This is a genomic window from Streptomyces fragilis, assembly GCF_003112515.1.
In the GTDB taxonomy this organism is placed as follows: Bacteria; Actinomycetota; Actinomycetes; order Streptomycetales; family Streptomycetaceae; genus Streptomyces; species Streptomyces fragilis.
Window position 1 is genome coordinate 160624 of the sequence record NZ_BEVZ01000009.1, and the last position, 17411, is coordinate 178034.

The window sequence follows — 17411 nt, forward strand, 5'->3', positions numbered from 1 at the left end:
ATATTCGGCCGGGTGAACGGATCTCGGTAGGCTGAGGCCACCACACGCTGCCGGGACTCACGCGCGGCGCGTACGCAAGGAGGATCGAGAACTGATGGCAGGCACCTCGGACCCGCTCTCGCCGCGGGCCAAGCTGGCCGTGACGGCGGGCAAGACCGCCGCGGCCGTCTCGCGGGCGGCAGGACGCGGCAGCGGCTCGGTGATCGGCGGCCGGGTCGCGCTGAAGCTGGACCCCGAGCTCCTGGCCCGGCTGGCGCAGGGCCTGGACGTCACCCTGGTCTCGGCGACCAACGGCAAGACCACCACCACCCGCCTGATCGCCGAGGCGCTGCGCGCGGCCGGTCCGGTGGTCTCCAACGCGCTGGGCGCCAACATGCCCGCCGGCATCACCTCGGCCCTGGCCGACCGTGACGACGAGGCCCGCTTCGGCGTCATCGAGGTCGACGAGAAGTACCTGATCACCGTCGCCCGCGAGACCGACCCCAAGTGCGTCGCGCTGCTCAACCTCTCCCGCGACCAGCTGGACCGCGCCGCGGAGACCCGCATGCTGGCCGAGCACTGGCGCGAGGGCCTGACCGGCACGAAGGCCGTGGTCGTGGCCAACGCCGACGATCCGCTGGTGGTCTGGGCGGCCTCCTCCTCGCCGAACGTGATCTGGGTCGCGGCCGGGCAGATGTGGAAGGACGACGCCTGGTCCTGCCCGTCCTGCGGCGGTGTGCTGCAGCGTCCGGGCGACGACTGGTTCTGCGGAGAGTGCGGCTTCCGCCGTCCGACGCCGAGCTGGGCGCTCTCCGGCGACCAGGTGCTGGACCCGCACGGCAGCGCCTGGCCGATCCACCTCCAGCTGCCGGGCCGCGCCAACCGCGCCAACGCCGCCTCCTCCGCCGCCGTCGCCGCCGTCTTCGGCGTGCCCCCGCACGTGGCGCTGGAGCGCATGTCGCACGTGCAGGCGGTGGCCGGCCGCTACGACACCGTCCAGTTCCAGGGGCGCGACCTGCGCCTGCTGCTCGCCAAGAACCCGGCGGGCTGGCTGGAGACGTTCTCGCTGATCGACCCGCCGCCGACCCCGGTGATCCTGTCGGTGAACGCCCGTTCCGCCGACGGCACCGACACCTCCTGGCTGTGGGACGTCGACTACAGCCGGCTCAACGGTCACCCGATCTTCGTGCTCGGCGACCGCAAGCTGGACCTGGCGGTGCGCCTGGAGGTCGCCAACCAGAACTTCCAGGTGTGCCAGAACCTCGACGAGGCGGTCCGCCTCGCCCCGCCCGGGCGGATCGAGGTCATCGCCAACTACACCGCCTTCCAGGATCTGCGCCGCCGCGTCGGCAACTGACCCACGACCAGCGACTGACCAGCGACTCACAGTTCGAGGACCCACTCATGAGTGACAGCCAACTCCGGCTGGTGTGGATCTACCCGGATCTGCTCAGCACCTACGGCGACCAGGGCAACGCCCTCGTCGTCGAGCGCCGGGCCCGCCAGCGCGGCCTGGACGTGGCCCGGATCGACGTGCGCAGCGACCAGCCGGTGCCGACCTCCGGCGACATCTACCTGATCGGCGGCGGCGAGGACCGCCCGCAGCGCCTCGCCGCGGAGCGTCTGCGCCGCGACGGCGGCCTGGAGCGCGCGGTGGGCAACGGCGCGATCGTCTTCTCGGTCTGCGCCGGCTACCAGATCCTCGGCCACGAGTTCATCAACGACCTCGGCCAGCGCGAGCCGGGCCTGGGCCTGCTCGACGTGGTCTCGGTGCGCGGCGAGGGCGTGCGCTGCGTCGGCGACGTCCTCGCGGACATCGACCCGCGCCTGGGCCTGCCCCCGCTGACCGGCTTCGAGAACCACCAGGGCGTGACCCATGTCGGCCAGGGCGCCAAGCCGTTCGCCCGGGTCCGCATCGGCAACGGCAACGGCACCGGCGACGGCACCGAGGGCGCGTACAACGAGACCGTCTTCGGCACCTACATGCACGGTCCCGTGCTGGCCCGCAACCCGCACATCGCGGACCACCTGCTGAAGCTCGCCCTCGACGTCAACGCCCTCCCGCCGGTCGACGACCGGTGGTACGAGGCGCTGCGTCAGGAGCGCATCACGGCGGCCACGCAGCCGGCCTGACGGCCTGCCACTGACGGCACCGCGAGCACCCCCCGGACACCCCCGATCCCACCTGCGAAGAGCCCGTTTGACGGGGCATCCGCACAGGTGAGCGGGGGTGTCCGGCTGTCGGACGCCGGGTTCGGCCGGGGGCCTTCACGCCGGTAGGGTGGCGGCATCAAGCCGGACGAAGCGGTCCGGTGCCGTCCCCCATCGAGAAGGTCTTTCGCGCCATGCGCATTGGTGTGCTCACCTCCGGCGGCGACTGCCCCGGCCTGAACGCCGTCATCCGCTCCGTCGTCCACCGCGCCGTCGACGCCCACGGCGACGAGGTGATCGGTTTCCTCGACGGCTGGCGCGGTCTGCTGGACGGCGACCACCTCGAGCTCGACCTCGACGCGGTCAGCGGCATCCTGGCCCGCGGCGGCACCATCCTCGGTTCCTCCCGCGTCCGCCCCGAGGACCTCCGGGACGGCGTGGAGCGGGCCAAGGGCCACCTGCGGGACCTCGGTCTCGACGCCGTCATCCCGATCGGCGGCGAGGGCACCCTGAAGGCCGCCCGCCTGCTGTCCGACAACGGTCTGCCCATCGTGGGCGTCCCGAAGACCATCGACAACGACATCGCGGTCACCGACGTCACGTTCGGCTTCGACACCGCCGTGGGCGTGGCCACCGACGCGCTGGACCGGCTGAAGACCACCGCCGAGTCCCACCAGCGCGTCCTGATCGTCGAGGTGATGGGCCGCCACACCGGCTGGATCGCCCTGCACTCCGGCATGGCGGCCGGCGCCCACGCGATCGTGGTGCCCGAGCGGCCCTTCGACATCAAGGAGCTGACCGAGCGGGTCGGCGCGCGCTTCGAGGCCGGCAAGCGCTTCGCGATAGTCGTGGTGGCCGAGGGCGCCAAGCCCGCCCCGGGCACCATGGACTTCGCCGAGGGCGGCAAGGACATCTACGGCCACGAGCGTTTCGCCGGCATCGCCAACCTGCTGGCGGTGGAGCTGGAGCGCCGCCTCGGCAAGGAGGCCCGCCCCGTCATCCTCGGCCACGTGCAGCGCGGCGGCACCCCCACCGCCTACGACCGGGTCCTGGCGACCCGCTTCGGCTGGCACGCGGTGGAGGCGGTGCACCGCGGCGAGTTCGGCCGGATGACCGCGCTGCGCGGCACCGACATCGTCACCGTCCCGCTGGCCGAGGCCGTCGCCTCGCTCAAGACCGTGCCGGAGGAGCGCTACGCCGAGGCTCCCACCGTGCTGTGACCCGCATCCGGTGACCTGAGTCACCCCTGGACGCCTGCGGCCCGTCGGTGACTCGCAGGTGAACCGCCCCCGGCCGCCGGCACGGCCGGGGGCGGTTCTAGTCTGGTGCGGACAGATTTGCACAACCCCCACGAAACAGGAGCCGGCGGATGGACCACAGCGGTCACGGCGCCATGGATCTGCCCCCGTTCACGCTCGGCCGGGGGCTCGCCTGGTCCCCGGACGCCTTCTTCCTCGTCGCCTGCCTGCTCGGGCTGCTGCTCTACGGCTGGGGCGTGGTCCGGATGACGCGGCGGGGCGACCGGTGGCCGGTCGGCCGGACGGTGTCGTTCGTCGCCGGCGTGCTGAGCGTGGTGCTGGTGATGTGCACCGGCCTCAACGACTACGGCATGGTCATGTTCAGCGTGCACATGGTGCAGCACATGGTGCTGAGCATGCTCTCCCCGATCATGATCCTGCTGGGCGCCCCGGTCACCCTGGCGCTGCGCGCCCTGCCGGTGGCCGCCCGCGGCACGCTCGGCCCGCGCGAGCTGCTGCTGAAGCTGCTGCACAGCCGCTACATGCGGGTGGTCACGCATCCGCTGTTCACCATCCCGATGTTCATCGCCAGCCTCTACGCGCTGTACTTCACGCCGCTGGTGGACACGCTGATGGGCTCCTACGTGGGGCACGTGGCGATGATGGTGCACTTCTTCGCGGTGGGCGTGGTGTTCTTCTGGCCGATCATGGGCGTCGACCCGGGCCCGCACCGCCCGGGGCACCTGATGCGGATGCTGGAGCTCTTCGCGGGCATGCCCTTCCACGCCTTCTTCGGCATCGCGCTGATGATGGCGTCCACGCCGATGATCGGCGCGTTCGCCCACCCGCCGGCCTCGCTGGGCATCGACCCGATGGAGGACCTCAACGCGGCGGGCGGCATCGCCTGGGCGTTCAGCGAGATCCCGTCGGTGCTGGTGCTGATCGCGCTGCTGTTCCAGTGGCACGGCTCCGAGCAGCGGCAGGCCCGCCGCAAGGACCGCGCCGCCGACCGCGACGGCGACGCGGAGCTGGAGGCGTACAACGCCTACCTCGCCTCCCTGCGTGCGGGGTCGGCCCGCCAGGGCTGACAGGGGAGCTCGGGGTCCGCCCGTCCTGCCGGTCAGGTGTCGCGCGTCGCCGCCAGGGCCAGGAACAGGGCCCCGAGCACCACCCAGCCGAACCACAGCCAGCCGTTGCTTCCGAGGGCCACCGAGTACGCCGTCACCACGACGAGACCGCCCATGGTGAGCGCTCCCATGGCCTTGGCGCTTCCGGGTATGCCGGAGCCGTGCATCGAGGGCATCGCGACCTCCTCAGGTCCGCTACTCCCATGGTGCCCCGCGGGCCCCGCTTCTCACCCTCACCGGAGGCCACCGGTTCCCGGCCCGGCGGGGTGCACGCCCGGCTGGTACTTCGGCAGCCGCACGGTGACCTTCATGCCGGCGCCCTCGGCCGTCTCGATGACCAGCCCGTACTCGTCCCCGTAGACCTGCCGGAGCCGGTCGTCCACGTTGGACAGGCCGATGCCCCCGGTGGGCCCGGCCTCCCCGGCGAGGATCCGCCGCAGCAGTTCGGGGTCCATGCCGGCGCCGTCGTCCTCGATCACCACGACGGCCTCCGCGCCCTCGTCCCGGGCCGTGATGCCGATCCCGCACCGGTCGCCGCGGCCTTCGAGGCCGTGCTTGACGGCGTTCTCCACCAGCGGCTGCAGGCACAGGAACGGCAGGGTCACCGGCAGCACCTCGGGCGCGATCTGCAGCGTCACCGTCAGCCGGTCGCCGAAGCGGGCGCGGACCAGCGCCAGGTAGTGGTCGATGGCGTGCAGCTCGTCGGCGAGGGTGGTGAAGTCGCCGTGCCGCCGGAACGAGTACCGGGTGAAGTCGGCGAACTCCAGCAGCAGCTCCCGGGCCCGCTCGGGGTCGGTGCGCACGAAGGAGGCGATCACGGCGAGCGAGTTGAAGATGAAGTGCGGCGATATCTGCGCCCGCAGCGCCCTGATCTCGGCTTCGATCAGCCGGGTGCGGGACCGGTCGAGGTCGGCGAGCTCGAGCTGGACGGAGACCCAGCGGGCGACCTCTCCGGCGGCCCGCACCAGCACCGCGGACTCCCCCGGGGCGCAGGCGACCAGCGCTCCGTGCACCCGGTCGTCGACGGTGAGCGGGGCGACGACCGCCCAGCGCAGGGGGCAGTCGGGGGTGGCGCAGCCGAGCCGGAACGCCTCGCCGCGGCCGCTCTCCAGGGGGCCGGCGAGGCGTTCCATGATCTCGGCACGGTGGTGGGCGCCGACGCCGTCCCAGACCAGGACCCGGTCGAGATCGGTGAGGCAGAGCGCGTCGGTGCCCAGCAGCGAACGCAGCCGGCGGGCGGCGCGGCGGGCGGTCTCCTCGGTGAGTCCGGCGCGCAGCGGCGGGGCGGCCAGTGAGGCGGTGTGCAGGGTCTCGAAGGTGGCGTGCTCGACGGGGGTGCCGAGTCCGGCGAGCGAGGCCGTCCGGCCGGAACGCCGGGCGGTGCGGCGGCCCAGCCAGAAACCGGCGGCGGTCAGCGGCAGCAGGGCCACGCAGAGACCGGCGAGGAAGCCGCCGAGGGCGCTCATGCCGCGTCCTCCTTCCGTACGGCGGCGCCGCCGATCTCCTCGGGCAGGTGGAAGCGGGCGAGGACGGCGCCGGTGCCCGGCGGTATCCGGCCCGGGGTGGCCAGCGAGACGACGACCATGGTCAGGAAGGCCAGCGGCACCGACCAGAGGGCGGGCCAGGCGAGCAGGGCGTCGGGGACGCCGGCCGTCGGGTGGTGGCCGATCAGGGTGACGGAGACGGCGGCGAGCGCGGAGCCGCCGCCGACCAGCATGCCCGCGGCGGCGCCGGGCGGGGTGAGCCTGCGCCACCAGATGCCGAGGATCAGCAGCGGGCAGAAGGAGGACGCGGAGACCGCGAAGGCGAGGCCGACCGCGTCGGCGATCGGCAGCCGCCCGGCCAGCACGCTCGCCGCGAGCGGCACCGCCATGGCCGTGACCGCGCCCACCCGGAAGTGGCGGATCCCGCGGGAGGGCAGCGCGTCCTGGGCGATGACCCCGGCGAGCGCGACGGTGAGCCCGGAGGCGGTGGACAGGAACGCCGCGAACGCCCCGCCGGCGATCAGGGCGCCCAGCAGGTCGCCGCCGACACCGCCGATCATGCGGTCCGGCAGGAGCAGCACCGCGGCGTCGGTGTTGCCGGTGAGGACGAGTTCGGGGGCGTACATGCGGGCGAGCGCCCCGTAGACCGGGGGCAGCAGGTAGAAGGCGCCGATCAGGCCGAGCACGGCGACGGTGGTGCGGCGGGCGGCCACCCCGTGGGGGCTGGTGTAGAAGCGGACCACGACGTGCGGCAGGCCCATGGTGCCCAGGAAGGTGGCGATGATCAGGCCGTAGGTGGCGTACAGCGGGCGTTCCTGTCCGGTGGGGCCGCCGCTGCCGGACAGGGCTGCGTCCCCGTCGGCCCCGGGCCCCTGGGCCACCGGCACCTCGGCCCCGGCGGGGAAGCCGAGCCGGGCGCCGGCCTCCACGGTGTGCGGGCCGGCGGGCAGGGCGACCCGTTCGCCGTCGTGCGGGCGCCCGTCGACGCTGCCGTGGACGGTGACGGTGAGGGGTTCGGCGAGGCGGATCTCCACGGTGTCCTGGACGCGCACGGTGCGGTGCTCGCGGAAGGCGGCGGGCTCGTCGAACGCCCGGGCCGGCGCGCCGTCGCCCCGCCAGGCGAGCACCAGGAAGAGCGCCGGGACCAGCAGGGCGGTCAGCTTGAGCCAGTACTGGAAGGCCTGGACGAAGGTGATGGAGCGCATCCCGCCGGCCGCGACGTTGGCGACCACGACCACGGCGACGATCACCGAGCCCAGCGACCCGGGCGCGCCGGTGAGCACCTTGAGGGTGAGCCCGGCGCCCTGGAGCTGCGGCATCAGGTACAGCCAGCCGATCCCGACGACGAAGCCGCTCGCCAGCTTCCGCACCGCGGGGGAGCCGAGCCGGGCCTCGGCGAAGTCGGGAAGGGTGTAGGCGCCCGAGCGGCGCAGCGGGGCGGCGACGAAGAGCAGCAGCAGGAGGTACCCGGCCGTGTAGCCGACGGGGTACCAGAGCATGTCGGGCCCTTGGACGAGGACGAGTCCGGCGATGCCCAGGAAGGAGGCGGCGGACAGGTACTCGCCGCTGATGGCGGCCGCGTTGAGGCGTGGGCCCACGGTGCGGGAGGCCACGTAGAAGTCGGAGGTGGTGCGCGAGACCCGCAGGCCGAAGGCGCCGACCAGGGCGGTGGCGACCACCACCAGGGCGACGGCGGCCACCGCGTAGCTTTCGTTCATCGACGTGTCACGGGCTCTCCGGTCAGCGGTCCTGGTCCTCGACGAGCCGCACGAAGTCCCGCTCGTGGCGTTCGGCGCGGCGCACGTGCCACCGGGCGAGCAGCACCAGCGGCGGGTAGAGGCAGAAGCCGAGCACCGCCCACTCCAGGGCGTGGCCGTGCGGCGCGGCCGCGAAGAGCAGCGGCAGCGGGAGGACGAGGGCGACGAGCACCGCGAAGACGGTCAGCGCGGAGCGCAGCTGGGTGCGCATCAGCGAGCGGACGTAGGTGTGGCCGAGGGTGGTCTGCTCGTGGATCTCGGTGCGGGGGCGGTAGGCGGTGCGGTGGGCGGGGCCGCGGTGCCGGCGCGGCGGTCCGGTGACCACCACGCGGGTGGGGACGGGGCCGGGGCGCCCGGAGGTCTGGGCGGGGTCGTGGGGCATGGTGCGGGCCGGCTTCCTATGCGGCGCCGCGGCGCATCAGCAGGTCGCGCAGTTCGCGCGCGTGACGGCGGCTGACCTGGAGCTCCACATGCCCCACCAGCACGCTGACCGTGCCGGCGGCGAGGCGGAGCTCGTCGATGTGGCGCAGGGCGACCAGGTGGCGGCGGTGTATGCGCACGAAGCCGTGGGACTGCCAGCGTTCCTCGAGGGTGGACAGCGGGACGCGGACCAGGTGGCTGCCGCCGGAGGTGTGCAGCCGGGCGTAGTCGCCCTGGGCCTCGACGTGGGTGATGTCCTCGACCTGGACCAGCCGCCGCACCCCGCCGAGGTCGACGGCGATGGAGTCCGGCTCGGGCTCGTGCACGGGTATGCGCGCGGCGCGCAGCTCGTGGGCCCGGCGGACCGCCTCGGCGAGGCGTTCGCGGCGGACCGGCTTGAGGACGTAGTCGACCGCCTTGAGGTCGAAGGCCCGCACGGCGAAGTCCTCGTGCGCGGTGACGAAGACGACCAAGGGCGGGCTGGCGAAGCCGGTGAGCAGGCGGGCGAGCTCAAGGCCGTCGAGGCCGGGCATCTGGATGTCGAGGAAGACCACGTCGATGGCCTCGGGGCCGTCGGGGCCGGACTCCAGGGCGCGGGTGATGCGGCGCAGCGCCTCGGTCGCGTCACCGGCGCCCTCGACCTTGCCGATCCGCGGGTCGGCGTCCAGCAGGTACAGCAGTTCGCCCAGGGAGGGGCGTTCGTCGTCGACGGCGAGGGCGCGCAGCATGAAGGTGGAGTGTAGGAGCTGATCGCACATTTGGACATGGTTGCCCGGCATGCCGGAACGCTCCCGGGGGCGGGGACGCACGATCCGCTCCGGAACACCCCGCTTGGTCGCTTGTCGGCGCTATGCCCTCTTCCTAACGTGGGGGCATGGCCGTGAGACGACAGTCGCGCCCCCGGCGCTTCCTGATGTGCGAGCCCCGACACTTCGACGTGTCCTACGCGATCAATCCCTGGATGCATCCGGACGAGGAGGTCGACGTCCGCCGCGCGCACCGGCAGTGGGAGTCGCTGGTGGCCTCCTTCCGGGCGCACGGCCACGTCGTCGAGACGCTGCCGCCGGCGCCGGGGCTGCCCGACATGGTGTTCGCCGCCAACGCGGCCCTGGTGCTCGGCGGGCGGGCGCTGGGGTCGGTGTTCCACGCGCCCCAGCGGCGCGGCGAGTCGGACTACTACGAGCTGTGGCTGAAGGACGCCGGCATCCCGGTGCGGCGGGCCCGGTCGGTGTGCGAGGGCGAGGGCGACCTGGTGCCGGTGGGCGGCCGCGTGCTGGCGGGGACCGGGTTCCGCACCACGCCGGAGGCGCACCGGGAGGCCGAGGAGCTGTTCGGCGTGCCGGTGGTGGGGCTGCGGCTGGTGAACCCGTTCTTCTACCACCTGGACACCGCGTTGTTCGCCCTCGACGACGAGAACGTCGCCTACTACCCGGACGCCTTCGCGCCCGAGAGCCGTCAGCTGCTGGAGCGGCTGTTCCCGCACGCGGTGATCGCCACGCTGGGCGACGCGCTGGCCTTCGGTCTGAACTCCGTCTCCGACGGACGCCACGTGTTCGTCGCGCCCGGGGCGATCTCCCTGGGCGAGGAGCTGGAGCGTCTCGGCTACGTCCCCGTCCCCGTCGACCTGTCGGAGTTCCGCAAGGCCGGCGGGGGCATCAAGTGCTGCACCCTGGAGGTCCGATCATGACCGCGCCCACCGTTCCCTCCGGCCGCCCCGGCGGCCCCGGCGACCCCGACGGCCGCGGGATCGACTCCCCCGGCGTCCCGGGCTCCGGCCCCGGCTTCGGCCCTGGCCCTGGCTCCGGCTCCGGATCCGGCGGCAGGCGGGACTCCGCCGGGCTGATCCGCGCCGAGGAGGCCGTCCTCGCGCCCAACTACCATCCGCTGCCGGTCGTGGTGGCCCGGGCGGAGGGCGCCTGGGTGGAGGACGTGGAGGGCCGCCGCTACCTGGACCTGCTGGCCGGCTACTCGGCTCTCAACTTCGGGCACCGCCATCCCGTGCTGGTGGAGGCGGCCCACCGGCAGCTGGACCGTCTCACGCTGACCTCGCGGGCCTTCCACAACGATCAGCTCGCGGGTTTCGCGGAGCGGCTGGCGGCGCTGACCGGGCAGGAGATGGTGCTGCCCATGAACACCGGCGCCGAGGCGGTGGAGAGCGCGGTCAAGGTGGCGCGCAAGTGGGCCTACGAGGTCAAGGGCGTCCCCGACGGCCGGGCGACGATCGTGGTCGCCGCCGACAACTTCCACGGCCGGACCACCACGATCGTGGGCTTCTCCACCGACGAGTCGGCGCGGGCCGGCTTCGGCCCGTTCGCGCCGGGCTTCCGGATCGTCCCGTACAACGACCTGGCCGCGCTGGAGGCGGCCGTGGACGACTCGACGGCGGCGGTCCTGCTGGAGCCGGTGCAGGGCGAGGCAGGGGTGATCGTGCCGGACGACGGCTACCTGACGGGGGTCCGGGAGATCACCCGGCGGGCGGGCTGCCTGTTCGTCGCCGACGAGATCCAGTCGGGGTTGGGGCGGTCGGGCTCCACGCTGGCCGTGGACCTGGAGGAGGTCACCCCCGACCTGGTGCTGCTGGGCAAGGCGCTGGGCGGCGGCATCGTGCCGGTGTCCGCGGTGGTGGGCCGGCGTGACGTGCTGGGCGTGCTCGGCCCGGGCACGCACGGGTCGACGTTCGGCGGCAACCCGCTGGCGGCGGCGGTGGGCTCCGCGGTGGTGGGGCTGCTGGAGACGGGCGAGTACCAGCGGCGGGCGGCGGAGCTGGGCATCGTGCTGCGGGACGGCCTGGCGCCTCTGGTGGGCCGGGGGGTCCGGGCCTTCCGGACGCGCGGTCTGTGGGCGGGGATCGACGTGGACCCCGCGCTGGGCACGGGACGGGAGATCGGCGAGCGGCTGCTGGCCGAGGGCGTCCTGGTGAAGGACACCCACGGCTCCACCATCCGCGTCGCTCCCCCGCTCACCGTCACCGAGGACCAGCTGCGCGGGGCCCTCGCGGCGCTGGAGAGGGTCCTCACCGTCCCCGCGTGACCGGGGCGCGGGAGGGCGGAGAGGGTCCTCACCCTCCCCGCGTGACCGGGGCGCGCGGGAGGGCGCCGCCTCGGCCGACCGTCCCCTCGGCGGGGCGTCGCATCCGCCGACCGTGCCCGGCGACGGCCGGCGGGGCGTCGCATCCGCCGACCGTGCCCGGCGACGGCCGGCGGGGCGTCGCCTCCGCCGACCGGCCCTCTCGGCCGACCGTCCCCTCGACCGGCCGTCCCCTCGGCCGACCGGCCGTCCCCTCGACCGGCCGTCCCCTCGGCGGACCCTCGCCTCGACCGGCCGTCGCCTCGGCGGACCCTCGCCTCGGCGAGGCGTCCCCTCAGCGGGCCGTCGACCCGGCGGGGCGCGCATCGGCCCGCGTGGTCCCGGCCGGCCCGTCCGCCGCGCCGGTCGCCGCGCCCGCCGCGCCGGGCGCCTCGGCCGCCGCGCCGGTCGCCGCGGCCATCGCCTCCTCCGCCGCCGCCGTCGCCTCCGAGAGGAGGCGGCGCAGGGTCAGGGCGTCCTGGGCGACGGCGGTGATCAGGGCGGCGGGCCCGTCGAGCGGGACCAGGGCGGCCGTGTCGCCGAGGAGGCGGGGCTCCGGGGGGCGGGAGGCGAACTCCGGGGCGACCAGGAGCACCTGGCCGACCGTGCGGTGACCGCCCAGCACCGCGGGCCCGTCCCAGCCGCCGGGCGCGCCGGGTCCGCAGGCCAGGTCCTGGTCGAGCAGGAGCCGCCCGGCCACCCGCAGGGTCAGCCGCGAGGCGAGCGTGCCGGGCGGCTCGCCGTGGCGGCCGAGCACCAGTTCCTCCCGGAGCAGCAGCCGGCCGCCCGCGGCGACGTCGGCCCGGGTGTGGACCCGCAGGTCGCTGCCGCGCACCGAGATCAGGGGCTCCGGCTCCCAGCGCAGCGCGCCGCCCGCGCCGACCCGCAGCCGGGTCTCGTACCGGGCGGGCTCCCCGCCTTGGCCGGGCAGGGCGAGCGTGGCGGCGGCCGAGCCCACCCGCAGCCGGGCTCCCTCGGCCACCTCCGCCTCGAGCAGGAACCGGTCGCCGCCGAGCGGTCCGCTCATCGCCCCGACCACGGTCACCCGCGCCTCGTCCCCCGTGCCCCGGGTGCGCCGCAGGGCGAGGGGCCCGTCGCCGGCGAGCACCGGCAGCGCGGTGCCTCCGCGTCCGTCGGGCCGCGCCGCGATCCGCGCGTGCGCCCGCACCCCGGCGGTCCCGCGGTGCGGCCGCGTGTTCAGGCCTGCCACGCGGCCAGCCGCTCCCGTACCCAGGCGGCGACCTCCGCGACCCCGGCCTCGCCGCGCAACGACTGCAGGACGACCGGCAGTTCGGCGCGCTGGGCCTTGGCGTCGGCGGCCATCCGGGCCAGGTCGGCGCCGACGTGGGGCGCCAGGTCCGTCTTGTTGACGACCAGCAGGTCGGCGGTGGTGACGCCGGGGCCGCCCTTGCGCGGGATGTCGTCGCCGCCCGCCACGTCGATCACGAAGATCTGGGCGTCCACCAGGCCGCGGGAGAAGGTGGCGGTCAGGTTGTCGCCGCCGGACTCGATGAGGATCAGGTCGAGCGGCCCGCTGCGCTCCTCCAGTTCCTCCACCGCCTCCAGGTTGGCGGAGATGTCGTCGCGGATCGCGGTGTGCGGGCAGGCTCCGGTCTCCACGGCGGTGATCCGCTCCGGCGGGAGCACCGCCTCACGCAGCAGGAACTCGGCGTCCTCGCGGGTGTAGATGTCGTTGGTGACGACGGCCAGCGACAGCTCGGGCCGCAGTTGACGGCAGAGCGCGGCCACCGTGGCGGTCTTCCCGGAGCCGACCGGGCCACCGAGCCCGAGCCGCAGCGCGCGGCGCGTTCCGTCGGGGCGGTGGGCGGCGGCTCCCGATCCCCCGAGGCCGTCGTGGTGGCGGTGCAGGTGCATGGGCGGGGCTCCTTCGTCAGGACGGGCGGCAGGGGCGGACGTCGAGGAGGACGGCGCGGGTGGCACAGGAGAGGGACGGCAGGACGGGCACAGGAGAGGGAGGGCGGGGCCGGCGTCAGGAGGCGAACAGGCGGCCCCCTCGCGCGGCGTGGGCCTCGGCCGAGATCTCCAGCAGCGGAGCCGAGGCGGCGGGGAGCGCGTCCACCCCGTCGGTGAGCGCCTCGCGGGCCGCCCGCACGGCGCGGCCGGCGACCCGGTCGGTATCGGGGGCGAGCCGGGCGAGCACCCCGGTGGCGTCGAACGGGTCCAGGCTCAGCAGCCGGACCGTCGCGGTGGCGGGTCCGCCCACGCTCTCGTAGGCGGCGCAGTACGCGGCGTCCTCCGGTCCGAGTCCGGCCGCGCGGGCGACGGCGCCGAGCACCACCGGCTGGTGGAGGCCCCGGGGGAAGACCGTCGCCAGCGCGTCGAGTTGCCCGCCCGGCCAGGTCGTCCGGCCGGCCCGCAGCAGCTGCCGGCCGAGCCGGCGGGCGGTGTCGCGCAGCGCGGGCGACGGGGTGCGCGCGTCGGCGGCCGCGTCCAGCTCTCCCGGCTCCGCGCCGAGCGCCGCCGCCGCGGCGAGGGAGGCGGCGACCAGGCCCGCGGTGTGCAGCCGGCCACGGCAGAAGGCCTCCAGCGAGGCGGCGTCGGTGATCCGGCCCGCGCGGACGGCTGCCTCCGCGCCGCCGGAGTGCGCGTGGCCTCCGGCGGGGAAGCGTCCGTCGGCCAGCAGGAGCAGTGCGGCGCGGTTCATCGGCGGGCCCTCGCTCACAGGAGGAAGTTCAGAAGAGGAAGTAGCGCTGGGCCATGGGCAGTTCGGCGGCGGGTGTCGCCTCGACCAGTTCGCCGTCGATGTGCACGGCGAAGCTGTCGGGGTCGATCCGCACGTCGGGCAGGGCGTCGTTCTCCCGCATGTCGGCCTTGCCGATCCGCCGCGTCGAGTCGATCACCGCCCACCGCTTGCCCAGGCCCAGCCGCTCCGGCAGTCCGTCCTCGATCGCCGCCGGGGCGACGAAGTTGACCGAGTTGGCGGCCGGGGCGCGCCCGAGGGCCCCGAACATCGGGCGGGGCAGCACCGGTTGCGGCGTGGGGATGGAGGCGTTGGCGTCGCCCATCTGCGCGTAGGCGATCTGGCCGCCCTTGAGCACCAGATGGGGCTTGACGCCGAAGAACGCCGGTTCCCACAGCACCAGGTCGGCGAGCTTGCCGCGCTCCACCGAGCCGATCTCGGCGGCCAGGCCCTGGGCGAGCGCCGGGTTGATCGTGTACTTGGCGACGTAGCGGCGGGCGCGCAGGTTGTCGGCCCGGCCGTCGCCGGGCAGGGAGCCGCGTCTGCGCTTCATGACGTGGGCGGTCTGCCAGGTCCGCAGGACCACTTCGCCGACCCGGCCCATGGCCTGGGAGTCGGAGGAGATGATCGAGATGGCGCCCAGGTCGTGCAGGACGTCCTCGGCGCCGATGGTGGAGGGCCGGATGCGCGACTCGGCGAAGGCCAGGTCCTCGGGGACGGCCGCGTTCAGGTGGTGGCAGACCATCAGCATGTCGAGGTGTTCCTCGGTGGTGTTGACGGTGAACGGCCGGGTCGGGTTGGTGGAGCTGGGCAGCACGTTGGGGTGCGAGACCACGGTCATGATGTCGGGGGCGTGGCCGCCGCCCGCGCCCTCGGCGTGGTAGGCGTGGATGCCGCGGCCGGCGATCGCGGCGAGGGTGTCGCCGACGAAGCCGGCCTCGTTGAGGGTGTCGGTGTGGATGGCGACCTGGACGCCCGTGCGGTCGGCCGCGGTGAGCGCCGCGTCGATGGCGGCGGGCGTGGATCCCCAGTCCTCGTGCAGCTTGAGGCCGACGGCGCCGCCGCGGATCTGGGAGAGCAGTGCCTCCTGGGAGACGGTGTTCCCCTTGCCCAGCAGGCCGATGTTCAGCGGGTGGGCCTCCATCGCCTCCAGCATCCGCGCCAGGTGCCACGGACCGGGGGTGACGGTGGTGGCCTTGGAGCCCTCGGCCGGCCCGGTGCCGCCGCCGACGAGGGTGGTCACCCCGGAGGCCAGGGCCTCGTCGGCGATCTGCGGGCAGATGAAGTGGACGTGCGCGTCGACGGCCCCCGCGGTGAGGATCCGGCCGTTGCCGGCGACGATCTCCGTCTCGGGGCCGATCACCAGGTCGGGGTGGACGCCGTCCATGGTGTCCGGGTTGCCGGCCTTGCCGAGGGCGGTGATCCGGCCGTCCCTGATGCCGACGTCCGCCTTGACGACTCCCCAGTGGTCGAGGACCACCGCGCCGGTGATCACGGTGTCCGGGGCGCCCTCGGCGCGGGTGGCCCGGGACTGGCCCATGGACTCGCGGATCACCTTTCCGCCGCCGAACACCGCCTCGTCCCCGGCGCGTCCGGGGCCGCCGCAGCGGTCCTCCTCGATCTCCACCAGCAGGTCGGTGTCGGCGAGCCGGATCCGGTCCCCGGTGGTGGGGCCGAAGAGGTCGGCGTAGGCGGCGCGCGTCATCCGCCGGCCGTGGGGCGTCTCAGGCATCGAGCGGGCCTCCGGTCTCCCCGCGCAGGCCGGGCACCACGCGGTGTCCGGCCAGCGGCACGAGCTCGACCTCGACGGGGATGCCCGGCTCGAACCGCACGGCGGTGCCGGCGGCCACGTTCAGCCGGCGCCCTCGAGCGGCCGCGCGGTCGAACTCCAGGCCGGGATTGGCCTCGGCGAAGTGGTAGTGGGAGCCGACCTGCACGGGGCGGTCGGCGACGTTCAGCACGGTGGTACGGGTGACCTCGCGGCCCTCGTTGAGGACCACGGGCGTCTCCTCGAGGACGAACTCTCCGGGAATCACGGCGGCCCCTCTTCGTCAGACGATCGGGTCGTGGACGGTGACCAGCTTGGTGCCGTCCGGGAAGGTCGCCTCGACCTGGACGTCGGGGATCATCTCGGGGACGCCCTCCATGACGTCGTCCCGGGCGAGCACGGTGCGGCCGGAGCGCATCAGTTCGGCGACGGTGCGGCCGTCGCGGGCGCCTTCCAGCACGTGGGAGGCGATCAGCGCGACCGCCTCCGGGTGGTTGAGCCGCAGTCCGCGGGCCCTGCGCCGTTCGGCGACGTCGGCCGCCACATGGATGAGCAGCCTCTCCTGTTCGTGCGGAGTCAGTCGCACGGCATCCCCCTCAGCAGTGGCCCGGTGGCGTCCCCGGAGGCTAACGGCGGTGCGTTTCGGCGGCGTTAACGGCGCCGTCGCCGACGGGGGCGCGGCGCGCGGCCGTCGCACGGCGGCGCGTACACCGCGTGCCCCCGGTGGTGGCCCCGCCGCCACCCCGGTGCGCCGCCTTTCAAACGCACCAGAAGAAGTACCGTCGTTCGGCGTAGACGCCGCTCCTTCCGACGGACCTCCCGATTTGCCCCGCGCGCCTGGACGCCGGCCCGGGCCGGCCGCCGCACCGCTGGTGAGAGCCTCGTAAGAATTCGTTACCGAGGGACACAGGCCACTTTGTCCACCCGAACGGCTCAATGGTGACGAAGTCCACAACACGCCCTCCAGGGATGATCCCGGGCCGCGAGTGCGCCAAGATCCTCCCGACGACAAGCCCCCGCCACCGCGGCGGGGCGGCCCGGGCGGACGCCGAATCCTGCCGCCGGCCGGGCGACGGGTCGACAGGAGTGGATCGGCAGGAGTGGAGGACCCGAGCACGACGGGCCGCCGGACTGGTTCCGCGCGGTCCTTGGGGTGAAGCCGCCTTCGGGCGGCCGGGCGACTTCGCGGCCCGAATCCGACAGGTCATCCTTCACAGGCGGCTGTCGAAGGGTTGTGCATGACCGTGCCCAATCGAGTCCCGTCCCTGCTGACCCGGGCCGGAACGGCCTCGGTCCTGACCTTCGCCGCGTTCGGAGGCGGCATCGCCGCTCCCGGCCTCGCAGCCGAGGCGCAGGCGGCCACCCTGGGCTCCAAGGCCCTGAAGGTGGCGGCCTCCAAGAAGGGAGCCCCCTACCGTTACGGCGCCACCGGACCCCACGCGTTCGACTGCTCGGGACTGACGCTGTACTCGTACAAGAAGGCCGGCAAGACCCTGCCGCGCACCGCGGCGCAGCAGTACAACCGGTCCACCCACGTCTCGGCGTCCAAGCGCAGGCCGGGGGACCTGGTCTTCTTCCACTCGGGCTCGTACGTCTACCACGTGGGCATCTACGCCGGTTCGGGCAGGATGTGGCACGCGCCCAAGACGGGGGACGTGGTGCGCCTGCAGAAGATCTGGACCAGGAGCGTCTGGTACGGGCGGGTGCGCTGACCCGCCGC

17 protein-coding genes and 1 pseudogene are annotated in these 17411 nt (G+C 74.3%); 7 read left to right on the plus strand and 11 right to left on the minus strand.

The window, feature by feature from the left end; translation table 11 throughout:
* Positions 1-94 precede the first annotated feature (94 nt).
* The 4 genes from Sfr03f_RS26800 (at position 95) to Sfr03f_RS26815 (ending at position 4456) form a co-directional block, all read left to right on the plus strand.
* Complete coding sequence (locus Sfr03f_RS26800) at positions 95-1336, plus strand: MurT ligase domain-containing protein (RefSeq protein ID WP_108956756.1); 1242 nt, start codon at positions 95-97, stop codon at positions 1334-1336.
* A 47-nt stretch (positions 1337-1383) separates the two neighbouring features.
* Positions 1384-2112 carry a type 1 glutamine amidotransferase gene (locus Sfr03f_RS26805; protein WP_108956757.1) on the plus strand — a complete coding sequence of 243 codons (729 nt, stop codon included), beginning with the start codon at positions 1384-1386 and terminating at the stop codon, positions 2110-2112.
* Between the two features lie 212 nt (positions 2113-2324).
* The gene (locus tag Sfr03f_RS26810) at positions 2325-3350 is read left to right on the plus strand and encodes a 6-phosphofructokinase (RefSeq protein WP_108956906.1); all 1026 of its coding nucleotides are present in this window, start codon (positions 2325-2327) and stop codon (positions 3348-3350) included.
* A 149-nt stretch (positions 3351-3499) separates the two neighbouring features.
* The gene (locus Sfr03f_RS26815; RefSeq protein WP_108956758.1) at positions 3500-4456 is read left to right on the plus strand and encodes a cytochrome c oxidase assembly protein; all 957 of its coding nucleotides are present in this window, start codon (positions 3500-3502) and stop codon (positions 4454-4456) included.
* A gap of 32 nt (positions 4457-4488) precedes the next feature.
* On the opposite strand, the gene Sfr03f_RS26820 is transcribed toward Sfr03f_RS26815, so the two are convergent.
* Genes Sfr03f_RS26820 through Sfr03f_RS26840 form a run of 5 tightly spaced genes read right to left on the minus strand, consistent with a single transcriptional unit; the run spans position 4489 to position 8884 of the window.
* Positions 4489-4671: a hypothetical protein gene (locus Sfr03f_RS26820; protein ID WP_108956759.1), complete on the minus strand. Its 183-nt coding sequence runs from the start codon at positions 4669-4671 to the stop codon at positions 4489-4491.
* Between the two features lie 57 nt (positions 4672-4728).
* Positions 4729-5961 (minus strand): sensor histidine kinase, encoded by a 1233-nt coding sequence (locus Sfr03f_RS26825; protein WP_108956760.1) that lies wholly within the window; start codon positions 5959-5961, stop codon positions 4729-4731.
* Positions 5958-7697 carry a sodium/solute symporter gene (locus Sfr03f_RS26830; RefSeq protein ID WP_108956761.1) on the minus strand — a complete coding sequence of 580 codons (1740 nt, stop codon included), beginning with the start codon at positions 7695-7697 and terminating at the stop codon, positions 5958-5960. The genes Sfr03f_RS26825 and Sfr03f_RS26830 overlap by 4 nt, the downstream gene beginning before the upstream one ends.
* 22 nt (positions 7698-7719) lie before the next feature.
* Complete coding sequence (locus Sfr03f_RS26835; RefSeq protein WP_108956762.1) at positions 7720-8118, minus strand: hypothetical protein; 399 nt, start codon at positions 8116-8118, stop codon at positions 7720-7722.
* A 16-nt stretch (positions 8119-8134) separates the two neighbouring features.
* A complete protein-coding gene (locus Sfr03f_RS26840) occupies positions 8135-8884 on the minus strand; it encodes a LytR/AlgR family response regulator transcription factor (RefSeq protein ID WP_108956907.1) in 750 nt (249 codons plus the stop codon).
* A 146-nt stretch (positions 8885-9030) separates the two neighbouring features.
* Between Sfr03f_RS26840 and ddaH the strand changes: the two genes are divergently transcribed.
* Both ddaH and rocD read left to right on the plus strand, forming a co-directional pair.
* Positions 9031-9843, plus strand: a complete 813-nt coding sequence (gene ddaH, locus Sfr03f_RS26845; protein WP_108956763.1) for a dimethylargininase — start codon at positions 9031-9033, stop codon at positions 9841-9843.
* On the plus strand, positions 9840-11186 hold the full coding sequence (gene rocD / locus Sfr03f_RS26850; RefSeq protein ID WP_108956764.1) for an ornithine--oxo-acid transaminase: 1347 nt from the start codon (positions 9840-9842) through the stop codon (positions 11184-11186). The genes ddaH and rocD overlap by 4 nt, the downstream gene beginning before the upstream one ends.
* 472 nt (positions 11187-11658) lie before the next feature.
* Here the strand turns inward: rocD and Sfr03f_RS26855 are convergent.
* From Sfr03f_RS26855 to Sfr03f_RS26880, 6 genes and pseudogenes are all read right to left on the minus strand, one after another.
* A pseudogene (locus Sfr03f_RS26855) lies at positions 11659-12423 on the minus strand (urease accessory protein UreD); the annotation flags it as partial.
* The gene (ureG, locus tag Sfr03f_RS26860) at positions 12420-13097 is read right to left on the minus strand and encodes an urease accessory protein UreG (RefSeq protein WP_108956765.1); all 678 of its coding nucleotides are present in this window, start codon (positions 13095-13097) and stop codon (positions 12420-12422) included. The pseudogene Sfr03f_RS26855 and the gene ureG, both read right to left, overlap by 4 nt.
* A gap of 115 nt (positions 13098-13212) precedes the next feature.
* Positions 13213-13887 carry an urease accessory protein UreF gene (locus tag Sfr03f_RS26865; RefSeq protein WP_108956766.1) on the minus strand — a complete coding sequence of 225 codons (675 nt, stop codon included), beginning with the start codon at positions 13885-13887 and terminating at the stop codon, positions 13213-13215.
* A 28-nt stretch (positions 13888-13915) separates the two neighbouring features.
* Complete coding sequence (locus tag Sfr03f_RS26870; protein WP_245967776.1) at positions 13916-15655, minus strand: urease subunit alpha; 1740 nt, start codon at positions 15653-15655, stop codon at positions 13916-13918.
* Entirely contained in the window at positions 15648-15959 is a 312-nt protein-coding gene (locus Sfr03f_RS26875) for an urease subunit beta (protein WP_108956768.1), read from the minus strand. Before Sfr03f_RS26875 ends, Sfr03f_RS26870 begins: the two co-directional genes overlap by 8 nt.
* A 15-nt stretch (positions 15960-15974) precedes the next feature.
* Positions 15975-16277, minus strand: a complete 303-nt coding sequence (locus tag Sfr03f_RS26880; protein ID WP_108956769.1) for an urease subunit gamma — start codon at positions 16275-16277, stop codon at positions 15975-15977.
* A 652-nt stretch (positions 16278-16929) separates the two neighbouring features.
* On the opposite strand from Sfr03f_RS26880, the gene Sfr03f_RS26885 reads away from it, so the two are divergent.
* Positions 16930-17403: a C40 family peptidase gene (locus Sfr03f_RS26885; RefSeq protein ID WP_108956770.1), complete on the plus strand. Its 474-nt coding sequence runs from the start codon at positions 16930-16932 to the stop codon at positions 17401-17403.
* Positions 17404-17411: the final 8 nt, after the last annotated feature.